Below are 25,790 nucleotides of genomic sequence, written 5' to 3'. Positions count from 1 at the left end.
CCCACCCCCGGCATCCCCCGCACCGGTGGCCCGGCGGTGAGCGGGGTCGCGGGGCTGGGGCCGCAGGTGCGGGCGGTCGGGCCCGCGTTCGTGCCGGGGAATCCGCCGTACGGGGCGGCCGGTGGCGGGTACGGCCAGGGCGTGGTCCAGCACCCGGCCGATCCGCTCACCGTGCTCGCGCACGGGATCGGATCCCAGCACGATCTGCCCATCTCCCCCTTCTACGCGTTCGCCGGTGCCTTCGTCGCGCTCTTCGTCTCCTTCCTCGTACTCGGCCTCCTCTGGTCCGACTCCCGCTTCCGCGGGGACCGTTCGGGCATCGCCCTGCCCGCCGGGCTCCAGCGGGTGGCCGACGCGCCGGCCACCCGCACCGCCCTGCGCGGGCTCGGCCTCGCGGCCGCGCTCGCCGTCCTCCTCCACCTCCTCCTCGGTCCCGACGACCCCGCCCGCAACCCCGCTCCCGGAGCCGTCTACGTCCTCCTGTGGGTCGGCCTCGTGCCGGCCTCCCTCCTCCTCGGTCCCGTCTGGCGCCTCCTCAGCCCGCTCCGCGCGCTGTACCGCCTGTTCGCCCTGCCGGGGAGGCACCGCAGGGCCCGTTCCGCGGCCACCGTCGGTGGCTGCGCCGCCACCGGCCCCGCCGCAGCCACCGACGGTGCCCCCCGCACCGGGAGCCGCTCCCGCGGCCCGCGACGCCCGCCACCGCACCTCACCGCGGTCGCGGGGCGCCCGAGCCCGGAGTCCCCCGCGCCCCGCCCGATCCCGGCCCGGCTGGGGCAATGGCCCGCGGCCGCAGGGCTGTTCGCCTTCACCTGGCTCGAACTCGTCTCTCCCGATCCCGCCTCCACCACCACCCTCCTGATCGCCCTGACCGGCTACGCCACCGTCCAGCTCCTGCTCGCCGCCCGCTTCGGCGAGCGCTGGTTCGCCGACGGAGACGCCTTCGAGGTGTATTCCGTCCTCCTGGCCCGGCTCTCCCCCCTCGGCCGCCGCAGCGACGGCCGCCTCGTTCTCCGTAACCCCTTCCACGGACTCGACGCGACACCCGAGCGGCCCGGACTCGTCGCCACCGTCTGCGTCCTGCTCGGATCCACCGCCTACGACGGCTTCTCCGACAACCCCTCGTGGATCAACGCGATCCAGACCTCCCCCCTCGGCCGCACCCCGGCGGCCACCCTCGGACTCCTCGGCTCCATCGCCCTCGTCGCCGCCCTCTTCTGCCTCTGCGCGGCGGTCACCCGCCTCGTCTGCGGCCCGCACCCCGGCCCGCTGACCGCCTTCGCGCACTCACTGGTACCGATCGCGCTCGGCTATCTCGTCGCCCACTACTTCTCCCTCCTGGTAACCGAAGGACCACGCACAGTAAGCATGGCACTCGGCACTGACAACGCCCCAGATCCCTTGCCGCCACTGGGCCCCGGCGGTCTCGCCGCCCTCCAGGTCGTCGCCGTCGTCACCGGCCACGTCCTCGGGGTGATCGCCGCGCACGACCGTTCCGTACGCCTCTTCCCACCCGCGAAGGCCGTCGCCGGACAACTGCCGCTGCTCGCGCTGATGATCACTTACACGGTCGGCGGCCTCAGCCTGCTGCTGAACTGACCGCGTGGAACCGGTACCGCCGCCGACCCGTGAGCCCAGGAGCGGCATGATGGACCCCGTGCCCCCAGCCCACCCCCTGCGCCGGACGCCGATCCAGCAGCGCAGCGCCGACCGCCTCGAGCGGATCCTCGACGCCTGCGCGGAGCTCCTGGACGAGACCGGGTACGAGAACCTCAGCACCCGGGCCGTCGCCCTGCGCGCCGGCGTGCCCATCGGCTCGGTCTACCGGTTCTTCGGGAACAAACGGGCCATGGCCATCGCCCTTGCCCACCGCAACCTCGAGCGTTACGCCGACGGCATCGAGCAGCGGCTCGCCGCCCTCCCGGCGACCCACTGGCGACCGGTCGTCGACGCGGTGCTGGACGAGTACTTGGTCATGAAGCGCAGTGTCCCCGGCTTCGCGCTCGTGGACTTCGGGGTGCCCGCGCCGCCGTCCGAGGGGCCCGCATCCGACCCCAACCACCTGGTCGCCGTCCGCCTCACCGAACTGCTCGGCACCCACCTCGCCCTCACCCCGGACGCCACCCTGGAACGGGCCGTCCTGGTCGCGGTCGAGGCCACCGACGCCCTGATCCAGCTGGCCTTCCGCAACGACCCGACCGGCGACCCCGGCATCGTCGACGAGACCCGCGCGATGATGCACGCCTATCTCGCCCGCGTCCTGGACTGACGGCCGACGGCCGCCCCGCACCGCCCTGCCCCGCCCTGCCCCGCCCCGCGTCCGCCCGGCCCGCCTCGAGTCCGACCCGGCCATGGCCACTGCCGCGACTGCGGCCCCGGCCCCGGCCCCGGCCCCGGCCCCGGCCCCGGCCCCGACCCCGGCCTCCCCGCCACCATCCGGCGCCGCAGGACCCTCCCCAGCGTGCCTACCGGTCGGTATGCTCGGTGCCGCCCGCGCGGCAGCACCGGCCGCGCGCCCGTGCCGCAGCCTGCCGCCCCTGGAGGGCCCATGCCCCGCACCGCCCTGCGCATCTGTCCGCTCTGCGAAGCCACTTGCGGCCTCACCCTCACCATCGAGGGCGCTACCGTCACCGGCGCCCGGGGCGACCGGGAGGACGTGTTCAGCCGCGGCTTCATCTGCCCCAAGGGCGCCGCCTTCGGTGGCCTCGACTCGGACCCCGACCGGCTGCGGACCCCCCTCGTCCGGCGCGACGGCCGACTCCAGGAGGCCACCTGGGAGGAGGCCTACGAGGCCATCGCCGCTGCCGTCCCCGCCCTCGTGCGGGAGTACGGATCCCAGTCCGTCGGAGTGGTCCTGGGCAACCCGAACGTCCACACCATGGCCGGGCAGCTCTACCCGTCACTGCTCCTCAAGGCCCTCGGCACCCGCAACCTCTTCACCGCCAGCACCCTCGACCAGATGCCGAAACACGTCTCCAGCGGACTGCTCTTCGGGGACCCCTCCGCCATCCCGGTCCCGGACCTCGACCGCACCGACTTCCTGCTGCTGCTCGGGGCCAACCCGGTCGAGTCCAACGGTTCCCTGTGCACCGCCCCCGACTTCCCCGGCCGGCTCAAGGCGTTGCGGGCCCGGGGCGGCACCCTCGTGGTCGTCGACCCGCGCCGCACCCGTACCGCCAAGCTCGCCGACCGCCACCTCGCGCCGCGTCCGGGCAGCGACGCGCTGCTGCTCGCGGCCCTCGCACGGACGCTGCTCGCCGGGAGGCCGGCCGTCCCCGACGCACTCGCGGAACACGTACGGGGGATCGGGGAACTCCGCGAAGCGCTCGACAGTTTCACTCCTGAGGCCGTTGCCCCCGCCTGCGACCTCACGGCCGGAGAGATCCGCGACCTCGCCCGCGACCTCGCGGCCGCGCCGACCGCCGCCGTCTACGGGCGGATCGGCAGCTGCACCGTGGAGTACGGCACGCTGGCCAGCTGGCTGGTCGATGTGCTGAACATCCTGACCGGCAATCTCGACCGGCCGGGGGGAGCCCTGTTCCCGTTGTCCGCGACCGACCGCGCACCCCGGCCGGCCGGGCCCGGCAAGGGCTTCCGCCTCGGGCGCTGGCACAGCCGGGTCAGCGGCCACCCCGAAGCCAAGGCCGAACTGCCCATGTCCGCGCTGGCGGAGGAGATCGAGACCCCGGGGGAGGGGCGGATCCGCGCCCTCCTCTCCATCGCGGCGAACCCCGTGCTGTCCGCCCCCGACGGCCGGCGCCTCGACGCGGCCCTGGCCGGCCTGGACTTCATGGTCAGCGTCGACCCGTACCTGAACGAGACCTCACGCCACGCGCACGTCGTCCTGCCCCCGCCCCCGCCCTCGCAGAGCGCCCACTTCGACTTCTCCTTCAACGCCTTCGCCATCCGCAACCAGGTCCGTTACTCGCCGCCCGCCATCCCGCTCGAAGAGGGGCGGATGGACGAGTGCGAGATCCACGCGCGCCTCGTGCTCGCCGTCTCCGGCATGCACGGGGCCGACCCGGCGGCCGTGGACGACCTCGCCGTGCGGACCGCTCTCGCCAAGGAGAGCGCCGACCCGGACTCCCCGCTGCACGGGCATGACCCGGTGCGGCTCGCCGGCCTGCTCTCCGGCGCCACGGGCCCCGAGCGCCGCCTCGACCTGATGCTCCGCCTCGGGCCCTACGGAGACCGGTTCGGCGCCGCCCCGGCCGTGCCCGGGAGCGGCGCGACAGAGGCCGGCGCGGGTACCGCTGACGGCGCGGCGGGACCCGGCCTCAACCTGGAGCGTCTGCGCGCGCACCCGCACGGAATCGATCTGGGCCCGCTGCGGCCCCGGCTCCCGGGCCTGCTGAGGACGCGCAGCGGCAGCATCGAGCTGCTGCCCGACCCGATCGCGGCCGAGCTGCCCAGGCTCCGCGCGGCGCTCGCCGACCGCCCCGCCGCCCTGGTGCTCGTGGGCCGCCGCCATCTTCGGTCCAACAACAGCTGGTTGCACAACGTGCCGGCCCTCACCGGAGGTTCCAACCAGTGCACCCTCCAGGTCCACCCGGACGATGCGGGCCGGCTCGGCCTCACCGACGGGCGTCTGGTCCGGGTCACCGCCGACGGCGGCAGTCTGGAGGTCCCCGTAGAGGTCACCGACACCGTCCGCGCCGGAGTCGTGAGCCTCCCGCACGGCTGGGGCCACGACCGCGCCGGCACCCGGCTCTCGGTGGCCGCGGCCGTCCCCGGTGTCAACGTCAACCAGCTTCTCGACGGCACCCGGCTCGACCCGCTTTCCGGAACGGCCGTGCTCAATGGTTTCCCCGTCGAACTGACACCCATGCCCTGAGCTGCGGTTTTGCTCGTATTGCTCGCGCGTCGACGTCTTGTTGGCCCCAGGAGGAGGGGCCTAGGTTCCCCCCATGCTGACCTTCCTCGGCTTCTCCATGATCGCCACCTTCCTGGTCCTGATCATGCTGAAGAAACTGTCGCCCATCGCGGCCCTCGTCCTCATCCCCGCGCTGTTCTGCGTCTTCGCCGGACAGGGCGCGCAGCTCGGGGACTACGTCATCGACGGGGTCGGCAAGCTCGCGCCGACCGCCGCGATGCTGATGTTCGCCATCGTCTACTTCGGCGTGATGATCGACGTCGGCCTCTTCGACCCGATCGTGCGCGGCATCCTGCGCTTCTGCAGGGCCGACCCGATGCGCATCGTGGTCGGCACCGCCGTACTCGCCGCCATCGTCTCCCTCGACGGCGACGGCTCGACCACGTTCATGATCACCGTCTCGGCGATGTACCCGCTCTACAAGCGCCTCGGCATGAGCCTGGTGGTGATGACCGGAGTCGCGGCCACCGCCAACGGCGTCATGAACACCCTCCCCTGGGGCGGCCCGACGGCCCGTGCCGCCACCGCCCTCAAGCTGGACGCCGGCGACATCTTCGTACCGATGATCCCGGCGCTCGCGGTGGGCCTGATCTTCGTCTTCCTCCTGGCCTACGTCCTCGGCCGCAAGGAGCGCCGCCGCATCGGCCTGCTGACCTTCCCGGCCGGTACGGGGCGAACCGAGGAGCGCGCGGAGGGGGCTGACGGGGATCTCCTGGTCGCGGCCGGTACGGGCCCGGCAGCCGGGGGAGCGCGTACGTCCTCCACCGTGACGACCCGGGCAGCCCGGCCCGCCGCGGCCACCGGCTCCGCTCCCTCCGGCGCGGACGACGGTGCGGGCGGTGGTCCGGACGGCGGTACGGGCGGCGGTCCGGACGGCGGTCCGGACGGCGGTCCGGGCGGCGGTCCGGGCGGCGGCGGCCCGGACGACGGTGCCACTCCCGGCGAGGACGGGTTCCAGGGCCTCGACCCGCACCGCGCGACCTTGCGCCCCCGCCTCTACTGGTTCAACGCGGGGCTCACCGTCGCGCTCCTCACCACCATGATCATGGAGTTGCTCCCGATCCCGGTGCTCTTCCTCCTCGGCGCCGCCCTCGCGCTCACCGTCAACTTCCCCCACATGCCGGACCAGAAGGCCCGGATCGCCGCCCATGCCGACAACGTCCTGAACGTCGCCGGCATGGTCTTCGCCGCTGCGGTCTTCACCGGAGTCCTCGCCGGCACCGGCATGGTCAAGGACATGGCCGACTGGCTGGTCGGCGCCATCCCCGACGGCATGGGCCCGCACATGGCCCTGGTCACCGGCCTGCTCAGCCTCCCGCTCACCTACTTCATGTCCAACGACGGCTTCTACTTCGGCGTCCTTCCGGTCCTCGCCGAGGCCGGCGCCGCCCACGGAGTCTCCCCGCTCGAGATCGCCCGTGCGTCCCTGGTCGGCCAGCCCCTGCACATGTCGAGCCCGCTGGTGCCCGCCGTCTACGTCCTCGTCGGCATGGCCAAGGTCGAGTTCGGCGACCACACCCGTTTCACCGTGAAATGGGCGGCCCTGACCTCCCTGGTGGTCCTGGCGGCAGGGATGCTTTTCGGCATCATCTGACCTGGCCGGCCCCTGGCGCACATAAAACTACCGACGCTAGTTTGTAGGGTGTTGGCGACGTCGGGTCCACCGGTCCGCAGGTCTAGAGGTCTACGCGCTCGTGCGCGTTCGGGAGGAATGCCATGAAGGCCCACGACGGGATGTACATCGGCGGCGAGTGGCGGCCCGCCCTCGGCGACGGCCGGATAGAGGTCCTCAACCCGGCCGACGAGCGGCTCATCGCCACGGTTCCGGCCGGTTCGGCCGAGGACGTGGACGCGGCCGTACGAGCGGCCCGCGCGGCCTTCCCGGCCTGGGCGGCCACGGCTCCGGCCCGGCGGGCCGCCCTCATCGGGGCCCTTCGCGACGTGCTGGTCGCCCGCAAGAGCGAGATCGCCGCGACGGTCACCGCCGAGCTGGGCTCGCCGCTGGGATTCTCGGAGATGGTCCACGTCGGGGCGCCGATCGCCGTGGCCTCCTCCTTCGCCGAGCTCGGGGCCTCGTACGCCTTCGAGGAGCGCATCGGGAACTCGACCGTGCTGCTGGAGCCGGTCGGGGTCGTCGGGGCGATCACTCCCTGGAACTACCCGCTGCACCAGATCGTTGCCAAGGTGGCGCCCGCTCTCGCCGCAGGCTGCACCATCGTCCTCAAGCCCGCCGAGGACACCCCGCTCACCGCACAGCTCTTCGCCGAGGCCGTGCACGAGGCGGGGATCCCGGCCGGGGTCTTCAACCTGGTGACCGGCACCGGTCCGGTCACCGGCCAGGCCCTGGCCGCGCATGAGGGAGTCGACCTCGTCTCCTTCACCGGATCCACCGCGGTCGGCAAGCAGATCGGTGCCACGGCCGGCGCCGCCGTCAAGCGGGTCGCCCTCGAGCTGGGCGGCAAATCGGCCAATGTCATCCTGCCCGGCGCCGACCTCGCCAAGGCCGTCGCGGCGGGCGTGGGCCACGTCATGAACAACGCCGGCCAGAGCTGCAACGCCCTCACCCGCATGCTCGTCCACCGGGACCAGTACGAGGAGGCGGTCTCCCTCGCCGCCACGGCCGCGGCCAAGTACGCCTCCGGTGACCCCCTCGACCCGGGCACCCGCCTCGGCCCGGTCGTCAGCGCCAAGCAGCGCGACCGGGTGCGCGGCTTCATCACCAAGGGCATGGAGGAAGGCGCGCGCCTCGTCGCGGGCGGGCCCGAGGCGCCGCACGGGCAGGGGTACTTCATCGCCCCGACCGTGTTCGCCGACGTCACACCCGGGATGACCATCGCCCAGGAGGAGATCTTCGGTCCCGTGCTGTCGATCCTGCCCTACGAGGACCAGGACGAGGCCCTGGCCATCGCGAACGGCACCGACTACGGGCTGGGCGGGGCGGTCTGGGCCGCGGACGAGGAGACGGCCGTGGCCTTCGCCCGCCGCATGGACACCGGCCAGGTGGACATCAACGGCGGCCGCTTCAACCCGCTCGCGCCCTTCGGCGGGTACAAGAAGTCCGGTGTGGGTCGCGAGCTGGGCCCGCACGGCCTCGCCGAGTACCTGCAGACCAAGTCCTTGCAGTTCTGACCCGGCCGTCCCCGGGCGGTCCGCGCCGCCCGGGCCGGCGACCCGGCCATCCCCGTCCCGGGCACGCCGGCCCGCCAGCCCGGGCCACCCCGCCCCGGGCACCCGCCCCGCACCTATGAGCCCCACGGAGACGACGATCATGGTCCGCGCCGCCATCCTGCCCGCCGTCGGAGCCCCGTTGGAGATCCGGGACATCGTGCTGCCCGATCCCGGCCCCGGCCAGGTCCGGGTACGGCTCGCCGCCGCCGGGGTCTGCCACTCCGACCTCTCCCTCACCAACGGCACCATGAGGGTCCCCGTACCCGCCGTCCTCGGCCACGAGGGCGCGGGCACGGTCCTCGCCGTAGGTGAGGGGGTCACCCATGTGGCGCCCGGCGACGGGGTGGTGCTCAACTGGGCGCCGTCCTGCGGGGAGTGCCACCACTGCTCGATCGGCGAGGTCTGGCTCTGCGCCAACGCGCTCTCCGGGGTCGGGGCGGTCTACGCCCACGACTTCCGGGGCGCCGAGCTGCACCCCGGGCTGAACGTGGCCGCCTTCGCCGAGGAGACGGTCGTCGCGGCCAACTGCGTGTTGCCCGCCCCCGCCGGGATCCCCCTCACCGAGGCAGCGCTGCTCGGCTGCGCCGTCCTCACCGGCTACGGAGCCGTCCACCACAGCGCCAAGGTCCGCCCCGGCGAGTCGGTGGCCGTCTTTGGAGCCGGGGGCGTGGGGCTCGCGGCCCTCCAGGCGGCCCGTATCGCGACCACGGGCCCGATCGTGGCCGTGGACGTCTCCCCGGCGAAGGAGGAACTGGCCAGGGCGGCCGGGGCCACCGAGTTCGTGCTCGCGTCCGAGACCACGGCCAAGCAGATCCGTGCGCTGACCGGGGGCCACGGCGCGGACGTGGCCGTCGAGTGCGTCGGCCGGGCCGAGACCATCCGGGGCGCCTGGGAGTCCACCCGGCGCGGCGGGCGTACGACGGTCGTCGGCATCGGCGGCAAGGAGCAGCAGGTCGGCTTCAACGCGCTGGAGATCTTCCACTTCGCCCGCACCCTCACCGGCTGCGTCTACGGCAACAGCGACCCCGCACGCGACCTTCCGGTGATCGCCGCCCATGTCCGCGCGGGCCGGCTCGACCTCGGGGCCCTGGTCACCGACCGCATCACCCTCGACGGCATCCCGGCCGCCTTCGACGCGATGCTCGCGGGCAAGGGGGGCCGCTCGCTGGTGGTCTTCTGACCCGGCCCGACGGCGTCAGGCGGTCTCCCGCAGCGCCTCGTACTGGATGGCCAGCCCGTCCAGCAGGGCCGCCAGGCCCGTCTCGAAGGCGCCCTCGTCCACCTCGCGCCGGCGCTCCGCCAGCAGGTGGGCCTGGCCCAGGTGCGGGTAGTCCGAGGGGTCGTACGCCGTCTCGTCGTCGACGAACCCCCCGGCGAAGGAGCCCACCGCGGACCCGAGGATGAAGTAGCGCATCAGCGCACCGATCCGGGTCGCCTGCGCGGGCGGCCAGCCGGCCGCGGTCATCGAGCCGAAGACGGCGTCGGCCACCCGCAGTCCGGCCGGCCTGCGGCCCGGTCCGCGCGCCAGTACCGGCACGATGTTCGGATGGTCGGACAGGGCGGACCGGTAGGAGTGGGCCCAGTCGCGTAGCGCGATCCGCCACCCCCGGCCGTCGCCGGCCTCGAACATCGACAAGTCGACCCGCGCGCTCACCGCGTCGGCGACCGCGTCCAGGATCTCGTCCTTCGTGCGGAAGTGGTTGTACAGCGAGGGGCCGCTGACACCCAGCGCCGCCGCCAGCCGCCGTGTCGAGACGGCTTCCAGCCCCTCGGCGTCCACCAGCGCGCCCGCCGCCTCGACGATGCGGGATCTGCTGAGCAGGGGCTTGCGCGGTCTGGCCATGCGCCACATAGTAAGGCTGCCCCGCTTAAACTAGCGGTGCTAATTAATCCTGCCCCGTCGATGCCGTCCATCGATGCCGTCCGTCAATGGCGCCCATCCATGGCGTCCCGTCGACGCCGTCCCGCCCGGAGGTGCCCGGTGAATCTGGAGCTCAGCGAGGAGCAGTCCGCCGTCCGCGATCTCGCCCGCGCGTTCACCGAGCGGGAGATCGTCCCGTACGCCGCCGCGTGGGACCGGGCCGAGAGCGTGGACCGGGCCATCGTCGAGAAGCTCGGATCGGTCGGCTTCCTCGGCCTGACCATCCCCGAGGAGTACGGCGGCTCCGGCGGTGACCACCTCTCCTACGTGCTGGTCACCGAGGAGCTCGGACGCGGCGACTCCGCCGTGCGCGGCATCGTCTCCGTCTCCCTCGGCCTGGTCGCCAAGACCGTCGCGGCCTGGGGGAGCGAGGAGCAGAAGCGTGCCTGGCTGCCCCGCCTGTGCTCCGGCGAGGCGCTCGGCTGCTTCGGCCTCACCGAGCCCGGTACCGGGTCCGACGCCGCCACCCTCACCACCCGGGCCACCCGCGAGGGGGACTCGTACGTGGTCAGCGGCAGCAAGATGTTCATCACCAACGGCACCTGGGCCGACGTGGTCCTCCTCTTCGCGCGGACGAACGACGAGCCCGGCCACCGCGGGATCTCCGCCTTCCTCGTGCCCACCGACGCCCCGGGCCTGACCCGCCGCGAGATCCACGGCAAGCTGGGCCTGCGCGGCCAGGCCACCGCCGAACTCGCCCTCGACGCGGTGCGCGTACCCTCCACCGCGATGCTCGGCCCTGAGGGCAAAGGCTTCTCGGTGGCCATGTCGGCCCTCGCCAAGGGCCGGATGTCGGTCGCCGCGGGCTGCGTCGGCATCGCCCAGGCGGCGCTCGACGCGGCCGTCTCCTACGCCGCCCAGCGCGAGCAGTTCGGCAAGCCGATCGCCCACCACCAGCTGGTCCAGGAGCTGATCGCCGACATCTCCGTCGACGTGGACGCGGCCCGGCTGCTGACCTGGCGGGTCGCCGACCTGATCGACCGCGGCCTGCCCTTCGCCACCGAGTCCTCCACCGCGAAGCTCTTCGCCTCCGAGGCCGCCGTCCGCGCCGCGAGCAACGCCCTCCAGGTGCACGGCGGTTACGGCTACATCGACGAGTACCCGGCCGGCAAACTGCTGCGCGACGCCCGCGTGATGACCCTGTACGAGGGCACCAGTCAGATCCAGAAGCTGCTGATCGGCCGTGCCCGTACGGGGGTCTCGGCGTTCTGAACTCCGGCCCCCGAGGTCTCCGCGGGCCTGAACCCCCTGAGTACGTACGTGAGTACGCGCGCGGATGTGCCGCGGTCCGGCCGGCCCGAAGCTGGACCCATGAACGAGACACCGGTCAAGCAGCAGAACACGGGGGCTTACTACGGCCAGGCCGTCGCCTCCTTCGGGATCGCCATCGGCGCCGTGGCGCTGGGGATCTACAACATGAACGCCGACGGCTGGGTCCGCGCCTTCCTCGGCATCGCGGTCCTCTACCTCACCACCTCGGCCTTCACCCTCGCCAAGGTGGTCCGCGACCGTCAGGAGGTCACGCAGATCGTCAGCCGGGTCGACCAGGCCAGGATGGAGAAGATCATGACGAGCTACGACCCCTTCGCTCCGAAGCCGCCCACCGTCCAGGAACGCTAAGCGCTTGCTCACCCTCCGGTAAGGTGTTCATTCCTACAAGCCGAAGAGGGTGAGCGAGCGATGGACAGCGCGGAGGAGATCGGCGGCTACCGGCCGTGGTCGGAGGTCACTCCCGACGCCGCGCGGCGGCTGCTCGTCGCCGCCGTGGAAGCCTTCGCGGAGCGCGGGTACCACGCCACGACCACGCGGGACATCGCAGGGCGGGCGGGCATGAGCCCGGCCGCGCTCTACATCCACTACAAGACCAAGGAAGAGCTGCTCCACCGGATCAGCCGGATCGGCCACGACAAGGCCCTGGAGATCCTGGACATCTCCGCCTCCGGCACCGGCAGCGCCGCCGAGCGGCTCGACGCGGCCGTACGGTCCTTCGTGCGATGGCACGCGGCGCATCACACCACCGCGCGCGTGGTCCAGTACGAGCTCGACGCCCTCGCTCCGGAGCACCGCTCCGAGATCGTGGCGCTGCGCCGGCAGAGCGAGGCGGCCGTCCGCCGCATCCTCGCCGAAGGCGTCGCGGCGGGGGAGTTCTCGGTCCCCGACGTCCCCGGCACCACCCTCGCCGTGCTGTCCCTGTGCATCGACGTGGCCCGGTGGTTCAGCACGGACGGCCGCCGCACGCCCGACGAGGTCGGCGCGCTCTACGCCGACCTCGTGCTCCGCATGGTGGGCGCCCGCCCCGGCGGCGGGGCCCCGGCCGCTCCGGGCGCGGCTCAGAAGTAGTAGCGGGACACCGACTCCGCCACGCACACGGGCTTCGCGCCGCCCTCGAGCTCGACCGTGACGGTCGCCGCCACCTGGACGCCGCCGCCCGCCTCCACGACCTCCGTGATCAGTGCGGTCGCGCGCAGCCGCGAGCCGACCGGCACCGGTGCGGGGAAACGCACCTTGTTGACCCCGTAGTTGATGCCCATCCTCATGCCCTCGACCCGCATGATCTGCGGTACCAGGCTCGGCAGTAGCGACAGCGTGAGGTATCCGTGCGCGATGGTGGAGCCGAAGGGCCCGTCCGCCGCCCGCTCCGGGTCCACGTGGATCCACTGGTGGTCCCCGGTGGCGTCCGCGAAGAGGTCGATCCGCTTCTGGTCCACCTCCAGCCAGCCGCTCGGGCCGAGCGGCTGGCCGATCCCGGCGGTGAGCTCCTCGGCGGACGTGAAGATCCTCGGCTCGGACATACCCGTACCTCTCCCTGGCTGATCGGCTGGCTAATAAGCGCTTGCTCAGCGTTCAGGATGCAGCATGCTGGGGCCGCATGTATCTGTCAACGACGCACCTGACAGCGAATGTCGGACCGGCGGACTACCCTCGGCGGTGTGCCGCAGATTCCCGAGAAGGTCCACGAGCTCACCGTCGGCCAGCTGTCCGCCCGCAGCGGCGCGGCCGTCTCCGCGCTGCACTTCTACGAGACCAAGGGCCTGATCAGCAGCCGCCGCACCTCCGGCAACCAGCGCCGCTACGGCCGTGACGCGCTGCGCCGCGTGGCGTTCGTGCGCGCCGCCCAGCGGGTCGGTATCCCGCTCGCCAGCATCCGCGACGCGCTCGCGCAGCTCCCCGAGGGCCGCACGCCCAACCGGGAGGACTGGGCGCGGCTGTCCGCCAGCTGGCGCGCCGAGCTCGATCACCGCATAGCGCGACTGGGCCGCCTGCGGGACCACTTGGCCGACTGCATCGGCTGCGGCTGCCTTTCACTGGAGAACTGCGCGCTCTCCAACCCGGACGACGTCTTCGGCGAACGCCTCACCGGATCCCGGCTGTAGCGTCCTCACGGGCGCGGGTCGCCGCCGCGACCAGTTCGGCGTTCGTCCGGGCCGCCCGCCCGTCCGGCAGGCTCAGTACGTCTCCTACGCCGATCCGCGCGCCGGTACCCCTCCGCGCGGCCAGCCGCAGCACGGGCCAGGCGGCCCCCTCGCGCCCGAACAGCAGCAGGGGCACGGGTGGCAGCCGGTGCGTCCCGACGACCCACCCGGGGTCGGCGGAGGGGAGTTCGAGCAACAGGCGGACCCGCGCGTGGTCCCGTACCGGCCAGGCGAGGAACCGCCCCAGCGGCCCGGGCTCCGCGCCGACCGGGACCTCCGCGTCCACCCCCACCCCGCGCTCCAGCAGCAGCTCGGCGAGCTCAGGCGCCCCCGGCTCCGCGAACCGCACCACCGCACGGTCCGGCAGCACCGCCCAGCTCCGCACCCGCGCCAGCCGCTCCGCGGGCCCGGGCTCGGCGGCAACGCTCGCGAGCACGCCGACCGGCACACCGGTGCCCGCTCGGGCCCCGACTCCGGTTCCCGCGCCCCGCAGCGCCTCCAGCAGGGGACCCATCACGCGGGGGGAGAGGCTCTCGCGACCGCACGGGGTGCGGGGGTGGACCAGCACCTCCCCGGCCCCGGCCGCCACCGCGGCCAGCGCCGACTCCACCAGGTCCCCGGGGGTCATCGGTACGGCCGTCCCGTCGGCGGCGCTCCGTGAGCCGTTCAGCGACACCATGAGCGGTGGCCCGGGTGTGGGTCTCACGCCGCACCCGCCAGATCGACCCCGGACAGCGCCGGGTCCGCGAGCGCCGGTCTGGGCACCACGATTCCGCAGCCCGCGCACACCGGCCCGTCCCACGCCCACGGTGCGCCGGCCGGCGCACCGACGGACGGCCGGGAGGAGACGGCCGGCGTCATGCCCGCCCGGCGGGCGGACGGCACACCGACCGCCACCGCGGCCGGCCCGGTCACCGGCCCGGTCGCCGCCCCGGCCACCGGCCCGGTCACCGCCCCGGCCACCGGCCCGGTCACCGCCTCGGTCACCGGTCCAGTCGCAGGGACCGTCCCCGTCACCAGTCCCGCCCCAGCCGTCGCCGGCGACCCCGCCGCTCCCCCCGGTCTCCCCGCCGCCCCGGCCACACCCGCAGGACCCGCCACCGGCCAGTGCAGCTCGCGCGCCCCGCAGACCGGGCAGGCTCTCCCCGGTTCCGACTCCAGCGCCGCCACCAGGCGTCTCAGCACCTCGCCCAGCGTCCCCGAGGGGCGGACCCCCGGATCCGCGCAGCGGACCACCGCGTCCCCGCTCCCGCTCCAGGCCCACTCGGGCCGGCGCAGCCCGTGGTGCTTCTCGCGCCGCCGCCGCTCCGCGAACTGCCGTTCGTACTCCAGCCAGACCGCTCGCGCGTCCTCCAGCTCCTCCAGGGCGGCCACCAGCCGCGAGGGGTCCGCCGCCCGGTCCTCGGGGCCGATCCCGTGCCGGTCGCACAGGTGCCACCAGGTCGCGCGGTGCCCGTACGGGGCGAACCGCTCCAGGCATCGGCGCAGCGAGTGGCGCCGCAGGGCCCGGTCGTTGCGCGCGTCGCGCACCTGGTAGGCCAGACTCCGGAATCCCGCCATCACACCTTCACCTCCGCCGAGCGCCCAGCGCCGAGCGCCGTGCCCGCCGCGCCGTGTCCCCACGGGAGCGGCGCTGTGTGCCCAACATGCCCCGCCCGGTCCGGGCGCATGCGGGGGCGGTCGGGGCGTGCGGGTGGCACATGGCCGGAACTCAGCGCCCCATGCGCCCCGCCACGACCACCAGCCGGGCGAGTTCCTCGTGGCAGATGTCGCTGTGCGCCCCCGAGGGGGCACCGCCGCGCCGGACCACGGAACCCGCGTCCACGCTGACACAGCCCGCCGCGGGCAGCCCGCCGCGCAGGGCCGCGTCGAGGGTCAGCCGGGGAGCTCCCGGCACCCCCCGCACCCCGTCGTGCCCGATGGCGCCCCACCGCTCGTCGAAACCCAGGAGACCGGCCGAATCGCCCGCGATCCGGGAGGCCAGTGGATAGAACACCTTGAGGGAGGAGTCGTAGGGGGAGTGGCAGGCCGTGACCGGGCCGTCGACCCTGCTCTGCAGCCCGCGCAGGGCGCCTCCGCGCCCCCGGTCGTGCGGCAGGCTGTCGGCGAACGCGTAGTGGGAGAAGGCCCCTTGGAGCAGGGTCAGGGACTTCAGGTTCCGGGCCCCGGACGGAGTCGCGCGCAGGGCGAAGGAGACCACCCGGCCACCGAAGCTGTGGCCGATGAGGTGGATCCGCAGGGCCGGGCGGCGGACGGCCAGCTCCGCCAGCACCGGCCCCAGGCCGTGCTCGCCGACCACTCCGGCCCGGGCCTTCATCTGGTAGTACGTGGCCTGGCGCAGCACCTCCTTGGCCCCGTTCCACAACGTCGGCGGCGCCGCCTCGGCCGGCCCCCCGCCGGAGGGGTCCGCGGGGAAGGTGACTCCCGCCTCGGCCAGGGCGTCGGTGAATGCCCGGCACACCCGCAGGACGTCCTCTGTCAGGAAGGCGGGGACCTCGCGGGGCGCGAAGGGAGCCGCCAGATCGTCGCCGGATCCCACCCCGTCCACCCCGGCCAGCTCCCGTACCAGCGCACCGAACTCGGCGAAGGCCCCCTCGTGCGCCGGCCGCTCCTCGAGGAGTTCGCCCAGCCGGTCCAGCTCCGCCGTCCGGCCCGGCCAGAACGCGCCGAGCGCCCGCCGGGTGGTGGGGTCCAGGGCCGGACCGTGGCCCGGTTCCCCGGCGCCGCCCACTCCGCGCACTCCGCCCCCGCCAAGGGCGCCGTGGGGGTCGAAGTCGGGTATCGGCTCGTCCGAGAAGCGGATCGAGGGCCAGACGACCCCCACGTACCCCAACCGCACCCCGGTCCCCACCAGGTCCGCGAAGGGGGCGTAGAACCGGTCGAAGAGCCGGACCGCCGTGGACCGGTCGGAGTTCCACCCGTGGGCGAAGACCAGCAGGTCGGTGGCCTCGATCCCGAACAGCGCCTCCCGCGCTCCCGGGGCCGCGTCGCCCTGGGCGTCGTAGGTCAGTTCCACGTACGGTCCGGCCGCGATCCCCGCCGCGGTCGCCGTCGCCCCGATGTGCACCATGACGTCCCCCTCCACGCCGTGTCCCTGCTGGACAGCATCCTGCGGACACGCCCACCCGGCCAGCCCCGGGACGTCACCGCCTCACGGATACAGCAGGTACTTCTCCCGCACCGCCGCGAACCCCGCCAGCCCCGCCGCCCAGTCGCCCGCGATCTCCTCCACGCCGGCCCCCGCGTCGACCATCCGCCGGACCCGGTCCGAGCCCGTCAGCCGGTCGATCCAATGGTCCGCCCGCCAGGCGAAGCCGCTCCACGTCCGCCGCGCGGTGACCAGCAGACCGATCCCCGCCCGTACCGGATCGAAGGCCTCCCGGTCGTGCACGAGCAGCCGGACCCCGCCGCAGGTCTTCCCGGCGTGCTTGGAGAAGGAAGGCGTGAAATAGGCCTCCCGGAACCACACCCCGGGCAGCTCCAGCGCGTTCGCGGCCTCCGCCCACCGCCGGTCCACGCCCTCCGCGCCGACCAGTTCGAAGGGGGTGGTCGTACCGCGCCCCTCCGACAGGTTCGTCCCCTCGAACAGACAGGTCCCGGCGTACGCGAGGGCCGTGCCCGGGGTCGGCATGTTCGGGCTCGGCGGTACCCACGGCAGCCCGGTCGCGTCGAAGAACGACTCCCGCCGCCACCCGGCCATCCGCACCACCCGCAGCCGGACCCCGTCCCCGGCCGGACCGCTTCCCCGGAGGAACTCGCCCGCGAAGAGCCCGGCCAGCTCGCCCGCCGTCATCCCGTGGGCCAGCGCGATCGGCTCCCGGCCCACGAAGCTCGCGTACGGGCGCTGCAGGACGGGGCCGGCCGCCCGCCGGCCGCCGACCGGGTTGGGCCGGTCCAGCACCACCACCGCCTTGCCGGCGAGCGCGGCCGCGCGCATGCAGTCGTAGAGGGTCCAGATGTAGGTGTAGAAGCGGGCGCCGACGTCCTGGATGTCGAAGACGACGGTGTCGACCCCGGCCCCCGTGAACACGTCCGCGAGCGCCTGCCCGCTCTTGTCGTACGTGTCGTGGACGGGCAGACCGGTCGCCGGATCCCGGCCGGCCCCCTCCGAACCGCCCGCCTGCGCGGTGCCCCGGAAGCCGTGCTCGGGCCCGAACACCGCGACCAGGTCGACGCGTTCGTCGGCATGCAGTACGTCGACCAGGTGGCGGGCGTCCGCGGTGATCCCGGTGGGGTTGGTGACCACCCCGACCCGCTGCCCGGCCAGTACGGCGTACCCGTCCGCGGCGAGCCGATCGAACCCGGTCCGCACCCGGCCGCCCCCGGCGGAGCCCGCGGCAGCCCCCCGGGCACCACCCGGAGCCGCCCGTGCCAGCGCCTGCGCCGTCCCCGGCAGTCCCGCCCCCCAGGTACCGGCGGCCCCCGCCGCCCCGGCCAGCCCCAGCATCCCGCGTCGCGACAGCGTCATCGCGCCAAAGTAGGGCGCAGCACCCTTCCGTCCTGACATACCGACTGGTTAGTCTGCCGGAGATCCGGCACGCGGCAGCAGGCCGCGAGGGCACGAAGGGTGAACCCGTGAACGCGTTCCAGGACCAGCGAGTCGTCGTCACCGGCGCGGGCGGCGGCATCGGCGCCGCCCTCGCCCACCGCTTCGCCGCAGAGGGGGCCACCGTCGTGGTCAACGACCTCGACCCGGCCAGGGCCGCCGCCGTCGCGGAGGCGATCGGCGACCGCGCCGTCGCCGTCCCGGGCGACGCTTCGGCCGTCGTCGACCGGGCCCGTGAGGCGCTCGGGGGCCAGGTGGACGTCTACTGCGCCAACGCCGGACTCGCCTCCGGAGGCGACGCCTTCGCGGAGGAGGCCGTCTGGGAAGCGGCCTGGGACACCAACGTCATGGCCCACGTCCGGGCCGCCCGGCTGCTGCTGCCCGACTGGCTGGAGCGCGGCGGCGGCCGTTTCGTGTCCACCGTCTCGGCCGCCGGGCTGCTGACCATGATCGGGGCGGCCCCGTACAGTGTCACCAAGCACGGCGCGCTCGCCTTCGCGGAATGGCTCTCGCTGACCTACCGCCACCGCGGCCTCCAGGTCCACGCCATCTGCCCGCAGGGGGTCCGGACCGACATGCTCACCGCCGCCGGATCGGCCGGTGAGCTGGTCCTCGCGCCGACCGCGATCGAGCCGGAAGCGGTCGCGGACGCACTGTTCGACGGCATGGAGAAGGGCCGCTTCTTGATCCTCCCGCACCCCGAGGTCGCGGACTTCTACGCGTCCCGCGCCACCGATCCGGACCGCTGGCTCAGCGGCATGAACCACCTCCAGCGCAAGTGGGAGACCCGGTGACCGCCGACGGGACAACCCCGGGCACCCCGGCCCCGCCCTCCCCCTACGCCGCCAAGCCCTGGCTCGCCCTCCTCAGCCCGGTCCAGCGTGCGCCGATCGCGCCCCCGCCCAGCGTGCTGCACGCCTTCCGGGCCGCCGTGGCCCGCGCCCCCGGACGCACCGCGCTCGCCTACTTCGACGGCCGCGTCGGCTACGCCGAGGCCGACGCGCTCTCCGACTCCCTCGCCGGCCACCTAGTCGCCCGGGGCATCGCCCGCGGGGACCGGGTCGCGGTCATGCTCCAGAACACCCCGCACTTCGTGCTCGCCGTCCTGGCCGCCTGGAAGGCCGGGGCGGTGGTGGTCCCGCTGAACCCGATGTACAAGTCCGGGGAGGTCGGCCACATCCTGCGCGACTCGGGGGCCGCCGCACTGGTCTGCGACGCCCGGGCCTGGCCGGCGTACCTGCGCGAGGCCGCGCGTGGCACGGCCGTACGGACCGTGCTGACCGCCTGCGACCTGGACTTCCAGACCCGCGACGACGTACGGGTCCTCGCGCCGGGCCGCCCCGAGCAGGCGGCCGACGCCGCCGACCTCGCCACAGTGGCCCGCCGGGGCCACCCCGCCCCGGCGGATCCGCTGCTGACGGCCGCCGACACCGCCCTGATCAGCTACACCTCGGGCACCAGCGGCACCCCCAAGGGCGCCGTGAACCTGCACGGCGCGCTCACCCACAACGCCGAGCGCCAGGTGACCGGGCACCCGCTTCCCGAGGGCGCCGGCTACTTCGCCCTCGCCCCGCTCTTCCACATCACCGGGATGGTGTGCGAGCTCGCCGCCTGCTTCACCAACGCCGGCACCCTCGTCCTCGCCCACCGCTTCGACGCCGGAGTCGTCCTCGACGCCTTCCTCGAACACCGCCCCGGCTACACCGTCGGTCCGGCCACCGCCTTCATGGCGCTCGCCGCCCGGCCCGGCGTCACCCCGGACCACTTCTCCTCGTTCCAGGTGATCTCCTCCGGCGGTGCGCCGCTCCCGCCCGCCCTCGTCGAACGCCTGCGCACCGCCTTCGGCTTCTACCTGCGCAACGGCTACGGCCTCACCGAGTGCACCGCCCCCTGCGCCTCCGTGCCCGCGCACCGCGAGGCCCCCGTCGACCCGGCCTCCGGCACCCTCTCCGTGGGCGTGCCGGGCGCGGACACCCTCGTGCGGATCCTCGACGGGAGCGGCGCCGAGGTGCCCCTCGGTGAGAGCGGCGAGATCGCCGTGCGCGGACCCCAGGTCGTCCCCGGCTACTGGGGTCTGCCGGCCGACACGGCCGAGGCCTTCCCGGACGGGGAACTGCGCACCGGGGACATCGGGTTCATGGATGCCGAGGGCTGGCTCTACGTGGTCGACCGCAAGAAGGACATGATCAACGCCTCCGGGTTCAAGGTCTGGCCGCGCGAGGTGGAGGACGTGCTCTACACCCACCCCGGCGTGCGCGAGGCGGCCGTCGTCGGCGTCCCGGACCCCTACCGCGGGGAGAGCGTGAAGGCCTACGTCAGCCTGCGCCCCGGGGCCACGGCCGACCCGGCGGAACTGTCCGCGTACTGCGCCGCGCGCATCGCCGCGTACAAATACCCGCGCCAGGTGGAGATCCTGCCTGTCCTTCCGAAGACGACCAGTGGCAAGATCCTGCGACGGGAACTGCGCGAACGCGACCACGGCTGAAAACAGCCGGACCGCGTCCGCCCGGCGCCGCACACGCGAGGATCACGAAAGGGAGGCGAGCGCCATGGCCGCCAGGACCACGACGGAGACCGCCGGGGCGCACGAGGCCCCGGTACCGCAGCGGCTGCTGGCCGTCGCGACCAGGCTGTTCGCCGAACGCGGCTACGACCGGACCTCGGTCCAGGAGATCGTCGAGGCGGCCGGGGTCACCAAGGGCGCGCTGTACCACTACTTCGGGTCCAAGGACGACCTGCTGCACGAGGTGTACGCGCGGATGCTGCGGCTCCAGCAGCAGCGGCTCGACGCGGTGGCCGATTCCGGCGCACCCGTGGAGGAGCGGCTGCGCGCCGCGGCCGCCGACGTGGTGGTCACCACCATCGAGAACCTCGACGACGCGGCGATCTTCTTCCGGTCCATGCACCAGCTGAGCCCGGAGAAGTTCAAGCAGGTGCGGGCGGAGCGCCGGCGCTACCACGAGCGCTTCCGGGCACTGGTCGAGGAGGGGCAGCGCACCGGGGTCTTCTCGGCCGCCACCCCCGCCGACCTGGTGGTGGACTACCACTTCGGGTCCGTCCACCACCTGTCGACCTGGTACCGCGAGGACGGTCCGCTCACCCCGCAGCAGGTCGCGGACCACCTGGCGGACCTGCTGCTGCGCGCACTGCGGCCGTAGCGGACGGAGCCGTCGCCCCCCGGAGCCCTGGGGCTAGCCGAGCGGAGCGACCTCGCGGCCCCAGGTCTCCCTGGCCACCACGGCGAAGGAGATGTACCAGGCGACGCCCGCCGTGAAGAGGCCGAGGAAGCCGCCGGTGTGGCCGAGCGCCGTGCTCTCGGCCAGGTCACCGAGGGCCAGGAACAGGAACGTCAGCGCCAGCGAGACGAACAGCACCCGGTGCGCGACGTCCAGCTTCATGGCGGCGATCGACATGTACGCGGTGAAGACGAACCAGGCCACGAGGAACCAGCCGGTCGCCACGTGCGCCTGGTCGGCGGGGAGTGTCGGGACGACGAACTTCACGTAGGCGGCGAAGGACATCCAGAACGCGCCGTACGAGACGAACGCCGTGGTCCCGAAGGTGTTGCCGCGGCGGAACTCCAGCACGCCCGCGACGAACTGCGCGAGGCCGCCGTAGAACAGCGCCAGCGGCAGCACGACGGCGCTGAGCGCGGCGTTCGAGATCAGGCCCGAGTTGAAGAGGCTGAGCACGAAGGTGGTGAGGGCGAACGCCGCCAGACCCAGCGGGCCGGGGTTGGCCGTGGCCTGCGGTGCGGTGACGGAGGAGGCCGTGGCGTGCGGCGCGGCGACGGGGGCCAGGGTGGAGCTGGGCATGGCGAAGGGCACTTTCGGTGGGGGACATCCCGAATATATCGGACGTCCCCAGTGGTCTGGACCATCAAAGGTCCACCCCCGCAGGGCCGAAGTCCCGCGTCCGGCGCTCCGGCCCTCCGGGCCCCGCAGGGCCGGGGGTACCCCGTCCGGCTGCGGAACGGCACCCCCGCCACGCCCGGCGGAGGTTACCGGTACCGCTTCAGCTCCCGGTGCGCCAGCGAGCGCTGGTGCACCTCGTCCGGCCCGTCCGCCAGCCGCAGGGTCCGCGCCGCCGCCCACAGCTCGGCCAGCGGGAAGTCCTGGCTCACCCCGCCCGCGCCGTGCAACTGCACCGCGTCGTCCAGGATCCGCACGACCGCCCGCGGGGTCGCGATCTTGATGGCCTGGATCTCGGTGTGCGCCCCCCGGTTCCCGACCGTGTCCATCAGCCAGGCCGTCTTCAGCACCAGCAGCCGCAGCTGCTCCACGGTGACCCGGGCGTCCGCGATCCAGTTCTGTACGACGCCCTGCGCGGCCAGCTCCTTGCCGAACGCGGTGCGACCCACCGCCCGCCGGCACATCAGCTCGATGGCCCGCTCCGCCATGCCGATGAGCCGCATGCAGTGGTGGATCCGGCCCGGCCCGAGGCGGGCCTGGGCGATGGCGAAGCCGCCGCCCTCCTCGCCGATCAGGTTCGCCGCCGGGACCCGGACCCCGTCGAAGACCACCTCGGCGTGGCCGCCGTGGTCGTGGTCCTCGTACCCGTAGACCGTCATCGCGCGCCGGATCTCGACGCCCGGGGTGTCGCGGGGGACCAGGACCATCGACTGCTGGCGGCGCGGGTCGGCCCCCTCGGGGTCGGTCTTGCCCATGACGATGAAGATCTTGCAGTCCGGGTTCATGGCGCCGGAGATGAACCACTTGCGGCCCGTGATCACGTACTCGTCGCCGCTCGCGGTGCGCTCGATGCGGGTCTCGATGTTCGTGGCGTCCGAGGAGGCCACCTCGGGCTCGGTCATCGCGAAGGCGGACCGGATCTCCCCGGCCAGCAGCGGCTCCAGCCACTGCTTCTTCTGCTCCTCGCTCCCGAACTGCGCGAGCAGCTCCATGTTCCCGGTGTCCGGGGCCGCGCAGTTCGTCGCGGTCGGCGCCAGGTGCGGGCTGCGGCCGGTGATCTCGGCGAGCGGGGCGTACTGGAGGTTGGTCAGCCCGGCCCCGTACTCCGCACCGGGCCGGCCGTGCTGGTCCACAAAGAAAAGGTTCCACAGTCCCTGGCGGCGCGCCTCGGCCTTCAGCTCACCCACCACGGCCGGGGTGTCCCAGGGCGAGGCCAGCCGGGCGCGCTGTTCGGCGGCGACCGGTTCCGCCGGGTGGACGTGCTCCTCCATGAACGTGAGCAGCCGTCCGCGGAGTTCCTCGGTCCGGGCATCGAATGCGAAATCCATCAGGGTTCCTCAGCCTTCCTGGAGGGTGGTCAGACCGTGCTCGATGAAGACCGGGACCAGCTCGCCGATCCGGTCGAAGCCCGCGCCGACGGTCTGCCCGAGCGTGAAGCGGTAGTGAATGCCTTCGAGGATCACCGCGAGCTTGAACCAGGCGAAGGCCGTGTACCAGGCGATCGCGGAGGTGTCCCGGCCCGAGCGCGCCGCGTACCGCTCGATCAGCTCGGCGGGCGCCGGATGTCCCGGAGCGCCGCTGGTCGTGCTCACCGGGGAGTCGGTCAGGCCCAGGTCGGAGCTGTACATCACCAGCAGCCCGAGGTCGGTCAGCGGATCGCCGAGCGTGGACATCTCCCAGTCCAGCACCGCCCGGATCGTGTCGGTGCCGGCCGGGGACCTGCCGATGAGCACGTTGTCGAGCCGGAAGTCCCCGTGCACCACCGTGGGTGCGGGGGAGCCGGGCAGGGCCCGGCCCAGGGCGCCGTGCAGTTCGTCGATCCCGGCGAGCTCCCGTCCCCGGGATGCCGCGAGCTGCTTGCCCCAGCGGCGCAGCTGCCGGTCCAGGAAGCCCTCGGGCCGGCCGAAGTCGCCCAGGCCCACCGCTTCCGGGTCCACCGCGTGCAGGTCCACCAGGGTGTCCACGAGGCCCAGTACCGCCTGCCGGGTCCGCTCGGGGCCGAGCGCGGCCAGCTGGCCGGCCGTCCGGAACGGCACCCCGTCGACGAACTCCATCACGTAGAACGGGGCGCCCAGCACGGCCTCGTCCTCGCACAGCAGCAGCGGCCCGGGCACCGGCACCGCGGTGCCGTGCAGCGCCTCGATGACCCGGTGCTCGCGCCGCATGTCGTGCGCGGTGGCCAGTACGTGCCCCAGCGGCGGCCGGCGCACCACCCAGCGGGAGCTCCCGTCGCCGACCTCGTACGTGAGGTTCGAACGGCCGCCCTCGATCAGCCGGCCGGTGAGCGGCCCGGCCACGAGTCCCGGCAGCACCCGGTCGAGATGACCGCGCAGCCGCTCCAGATCGAGGCCTCGCGGGCCTGCGGGTGCCGGTCCTGGGGCTGAGGTCATGGTGCGCGCCTCCGTACGGGGTTGGCGACGACGGAACGGACGCGACCCATCATGCCGACCAGTCGGTATGCCGTCCAGTAGTCGGGAGCAGGAGGAAGGGGGCGCGGCCCGCGAGACCGCGCGGACGCGGCGGCGGCAGCGCGCGGAAACACCCCCGGCCCGCCCGGCTCAGGCGTGGCAGAGGATGGGGCTCCCGCCATTCATCACGGTCATGTCGCGCAGCACCGAAAGGATGTCCAGGGCGGCTCCCTCGGGCTCCCCGGCCAGCTCCGCGTACGCCCGGTGCAGGTTCGCCACCAGCCGCTCGCTGTCCCGCCAGGCCGCGAACTCGCCGAGGTCCGCCCGCCGGGCCGTCTCCAGCGGGGTCAGCCCGTTCGCGCGGCCCTCCCCGGCGAGCTCCGCCACGTACCGCAGATAGCGCTCGGTCGCCTCGTAGGCGGAGGCGTCCGTCAGCGGCCCGTGACCCGGTACGACGGTCTCCGCGCCCAGCGAGCGCAGCAGCTCCAGCGCCCGCAGCGACCCGGCCAGCGAGCCCATCGCCAGGAACGGGGTGCCCTCGGCGAAGACCAGGTCCCCGGTGAAGACGATCCGCTGCGCGGGCAGCCACACGACCGAGTCGCCCGTGGTGTGCGCGACGCCGGGATGGATGACCTGCACCTCGCTCTCACCGACGTACAGGGTCGCCCGGTCGCTGTAGGTCAGGTCGGGCGCGGTGATGTCTATCGCGCCGAAGTCGGTCGCCGGCCAGATCATCTCCAGCTGGTGCCCGGCGGCGAGCTGCTCGGAGCGCGCGTTGTCGTGTCCCAGGATCAGCGCTTCCGGGGCGAACACGCCGTTGCCGTAGGTGTGGTCGCCGTGGTGGTGGGTGTTGACCACCGTGCGGGGGAGCGGTGCCCCCGCCGCCAGCACCGCGTCGCGCAGGGCCAGCGCCCGGCGCTCGGTGGCGGCCGTGTCGACGAGCAGGGTCCGGCCGCCGCCGGTCACGAAGCCGGCGTTGTTCAGGCACCAGCCGCCGTCGGGCTGCACGTAGGCGTACACCCCGTCCGCGGGCTGGACGAGGTACGGCTCTTCCACGGGCATCCGCGCTCTCCCCGGGTCGCTGTGACGGGCTTTCGGCATCCTGCCAGTCGCGGTGGCCCGGGGGGAGAGCGGGGGTTGCGGGTGTTCGGCGGCGCTCGTCCAGCGCCCGCCGGTGCCGGTGCCGGTGCTAGTGCTAGTGCTCGTCGTAGTGGGCGCCGTGCACGGCGTGCCGGTGGCCGTCGTGCAGGTAGTCGACGTGGTCGCCGTGCCGGACGGAGTCGTGTCCGCAGTCCGAGCCGTGCGCGTGCGCGTGGGCGGCGTGCTCGCTGTGCCCGGCGGGCTCGCACTCGTCCCAGTGCCCGGAGTGCTCGCGGTGCAGGTGGCCGTCGTGCGCGTAGTCGAGGTGGTCGCCGTGCCGGACCGGGGTGTGCCCGCAGTCGGCGCCGTGGGAGTGCTCGTGCGTGGGGTGTTCCTGGTGCAGGGTCGTCATGGCGCCGAGGCTAGTGCGGAAAGACCCGGATCACCCCTTCTGTCCGCTCCGTGCCGGGGTG

23 protein-coding genes and 1 pseudogene are annotated in these 25,790 nt (G+C 73.7%); 13 read left to right on the top strand and 11 right to left on the bottom strand.

All coding sequences use genetic code 11. The features are described 5' to 3' along the window. The first annotated feature begins 141 nt into the window (after nt 1-141). The 6 genes from OG389_RS08370 (at nt 142) to OG389_RS08345 (ending at nt 9,218) form a co-directional block, all read left to right on the top strand. Nucleotides 142-1,596, top strand: coding sequence for a hypothetical protein (locus OG389_RS08370; protein WP_328303602.1), 1,455 nt, complete (start codon nt 142-144; stop codon nt 1,594-1,596). Nucleotides 1,597-1,645: 49 nt separating this feature from the next. Then, nucleotides 1,646-2,266: a TetR/AcrR family transcriptional regulator gene (locus OG389_RS08365; RefSeq protein WP_328303600.1), complete on the top strand. Its 621-nt coding sequence runs from the start codon at nt 1,646-1,648 to the stop codon at nt 2,264-2,266. A 279-nt stretch (nt 2,267-2,545) separates the two neighbouring features. Further along, a complete protein-coding gene (locus OG389_RS08360; RefSeq protein WP_328297828.1) occupies nt 2,546-4,831 on the top strand; it encodes a molybdopterin oxidoreductase family protein in 2,286 nt (761 codons plus the stop codon). Nucleotides 4,832-4,904: 73 nt separating this feature from the next. Continuing rightward, nucleotides 4,905-6,464, top strand: coding sequence for a CitMHS family transporter (locus tag OG389_RS08355; RefSeq protein ID WP_328297827.1), 1,560 nt, complete (start codon nt 4,905-4,907; stop codon nt 6,462-6,464). 122 nt (nt 6,465-6,586) lie between these two features. Next, nucleotides 6,587-7,999, top strand: coding sequence for an aldehyde dehydrogenase family protein (locus OG389_RS08350; protein ID WP_328297826.1), 1,413 nt, complete (start codon nt 6,587-6,589; stop codon nt 7,997-7,999). Nucleotides 8,000-8,138: 139 nt separating this feature from the next. Then, entirely contained in the window at nt 8,139-9,218 is a 1,080-nt protein-coding gene (locus OG389_RS08345) for a Zn-dependent alcohol dehydrogenase (protein ID WP_328303598.1), read from the top strand. Nucleotides 9,219-9,233: 15 nt separating this feature from the next. On the opposite strand, the gene OG389_RS08340 is transcribed toward OG389_RS08345, so the two are convergent. Further along, entirely contained in the window at nt 9,234-9,881 is a 648-nt protein-coding gene (locus OG389_RS08340; protein ID WP_328297825.1) for a TetR/AcrR family transcriptional regulator, read from the bottom strand. Nucleotides 9,882-10,019: 138 nt separating this feature from the next. On the opposite strand from OG389_RS08340, the gene OG389_RS08335 reads away from it, so the two are divergent. The 3 genes from OG389_RS08335 to OG389_RS08325 all read left to right on the top strand — a co-directional run bounded on the left by OG389_RS08335 (nt 10,020) and on the right by OG389_RS08325 (nt 12,299). Continuing rightward, a complete protein-coding gene (locus OG389_RS08335) occupies nt 10,020-11,171 on the top strand; it encodes an acyl-CoA dehydrogenase family protein (protein WP_328297824.1) in 1,152 nt (383 codons plus the stop codon). Nucleotides 11,172-11,270: 99 nt separating this feature from the next. After that, nucleotides 11,271-11,579, top strand: a complete 309-nt coding sequence (locus OG389_RS08330; RefSeq protein ID WP_328297823.1) for a YiaA/YiaB family inner membrane protein — start codon at nt 11,271-11,273, stop codon at nt 11,577-11,579. Nucleotides 11,580-11,639: 60 nt separating this feature from the next. After that, nucleotides 11,640-12,299: a TetR/AcrR family transcriptional regulator gene (locus tag OG389_RS08325; RefSeq protein WP_328297822.1), complete on the top strand. Its 660-nt coding sequence runs from the start codon at nt 11,640-11,642 to the stop codon at nt 12,297-12,299. Here the strand turns inward: OG389_RS08325 and OG389_RS08320 are convergent. Further along, on the bottom strand, nt 12,290-12,751 hold the full coding sequence (locus OG389_RS08320; protein ID WP_328297821.1) for a MaoC family dehydratase: 462 nt from the start codon (nt 12,749-12,751) through the stop codon (nt 12,290-12,292). The two genes, OG389_RS08325 and OG389_RS08320, sit on opposite strands and share 10 nt — an antisense overlap. Nucleotides 12,752-12,889: 138 nt before the next feature. On the opposite strand from OG389_RS08320, the gene soxR reads away from it, so the two are divergent. Continuing rightward, nucleotides 12,890-13,333: a redox-sensitive transcriptional activator SoxR gene (gene soxR, locus OG389_RS08315; RefSeq protein WP_328297820.1), complete on the top strand. Its 444-nt coding sequence runs from the start codon at nt 12,890-12,892 to the stop codon at nt 13,331-13,333. Here soxR and OG389_RS08310 read toward each other — a convergent pair. The 4 genes and pseudogenes from OG389_RS08310 to OG389_RS08295 all read right to left on the bottom strand — a co-directional run bounded on the left by OG389_RS08310 (nt 13,314) and on the right by OG389_RS08295 (nt 17,840). After that, the gene (locus OG389_RS08310; protein ID WP_328297819.1) at nt 13,314-14,051 is read right to left on the bottom strand and encodes a 3-keto-5-aminohexanoate cleavage protein; all 738 of its coding nucleotides are present in this window, start codon (nt 14,049-14,051) and stop codon (nt 13,314-13,316) included. The two genes, soxR and OG389_RS08310, sit on opposite strands and share 20 nt — an antisense overlap. A gap of 425 nt (nt 14,052-14,476) precedes the next feature. Then, nucleotides 14,477-14,932, bottom strand: a pseudogene (locus OG389_RS08305) (hypothetical protein); the annotation flags it as partial. A gap of 151 nt (nt 14,933-15,083) precedes the next feature. Then, nucleotides 15,084-16,442, bottom strand: a complete 1,359-nt coding sequence (locus OG389_RS08300) for a serine-threonine protein kinase (protein ID WP_328297818.1) — start codon at nt 16,440-16,442, stop codon at nt 15,084-15,086. A gap of 81 nt (nt 16,443-16,523) precedes the next feature. Next, entirely contained in the window at nt 16,524-17,840 is a 1,317-nt protein-coding gene (locus tag OG389_RS08295; protein ID WP_328297817.1) for an exo-beta-N-acetylmuramidase NamZ family protein, read from the bottom strand. Nucleotides 17,841-17,947: 107 nt separating this feature from the next. Between OG389_RS08295 and OG389_RS08290 the strand changes: the two genes are divergently transcribed. The 3 genes from OG389_RS08290 to OG389_RS08280 all read left to right on the top strand — a co-directional run bounded on the left by OG389_RS08290 (nt 17,948) and on the right by OG389_RS08280 (nt 21,076). Beyond that, a complete protein-coding gene (locus OG389_RS08290; protein ID WP_328297816.1) occupies nt 17,948-18,712 on the top strand; it encodes an SDR family oxidoreductase in 765 nt (254 codons plus the stop codon). Further along, the gene (locus OG389_RS08285) at nt 18,709-20,403 is read left to right on the top strand and encodes a class I adenylate-forming enzyme family protein (protein ID WP_328297815.1); all 1,695 of its coding nucleotides are present in this window, start codon (nt 18,709-18,711) and stop codon (nt 20,401-20,403) included. The genes OG389_RS08290 and OG389_RS08285 overlap by 4 nt, the downstream gene beginning before the upstream one ends. Before the next feature lie 64 nt (nt 20,404-20,467). Continuing rightward, nucleotides 20,468-21,076, top strand: coding sequence for a TetR/AcrR family transcriptional regulator (locus tag OG389_RS08280; RefSeq protein WP_328297814.1), 609 nt, complete (start codon nt 20,468-20,470; stop codon nt 21,074-21,076). 33 nt (nt 21,077-21,109) lie between these two features. Here the strand turns inward: OG389_RS08280 and OG389_RS08275 are convergent, their stop codons facing one another. The 5 genes from OG389_RS08275 to OG389_RS08255 form a co-directional block, all read right to left on the bottom strand. Then, the gene (locus OG389_RS08275; protein WP_328297813.1) at nt 21,110-21,733 is read right to left on the bottom strand and encodes an acetate uptake transporter; all 624 of its coding nucleotides are present in this window, start codon (nt 21,731-21,733) and stop codon (nt 21,110-21,112) included. Nucleotides 21,734-21,918: 185 nt separating this feature from the next. Continuing rightward, complete coding sequence (locus OG389_RS08270) at nt 21,919-23,157, bottom strand: acyl-CoA dehydrogenase family protein (protein ID WP_328297812.1); 1,239 nt, start codon at nt 23,155-23,157, stop codon at nt 21,919-21,921. A gap of 9 nt (nt 23,158-23,166) precedes the next feature. Next, entirely contained in the window at nt 23,167-24,219 is a 1,053-nt protein-coding gene (locus tag OG389_RS08265; RefSeq protein ID WP_328297811.1) for a phosphotransferase family protein, read from the bottom strand. 168 nt (nt 24,220-24,387) lie between these two features. Then, on the bottom strand, nt 24,388-25,299 hold the full coding sequence (locus OG389_RS08260; protein ID WP_328297810.1) for an MBL fold metallo-hydrolase: 912 nt from the start codon (nt 25,297-25,299) through the stop codon (nt 24,388-24,390). A gap of 133 nt (nt 25,300-25,432) precedes the next feature. Further along, nucleotides 25,433-25,729 carry a hypothetical protein gene (locus OG389_RS08255; RefSeq protein ID WP_328297809.1) on the bottom strand — a complete coding sequence of 99 codons (297 nt, stop codon included), beginning with the start codon at nt 25,727-25,729 and terminating at the stop codon, nt 25,433-25,435. Nucleotides 25,730-25,790 lie beyond the last annotated feature (61 nt).

The sequence above is a fragment of the Streptomyces sp. NBC_00435 genome (assembly GCF_036014235.1).
GTDB lineage: Bacteria > Actinomycetota > Actinomycetes > Streptomycetales > Streptomycetaceae > Streptomyces.
Note: the sequence above shows the minus strand (reverse complement) of the source record. Positions and strands in the feature narration are given on the sequence as shown.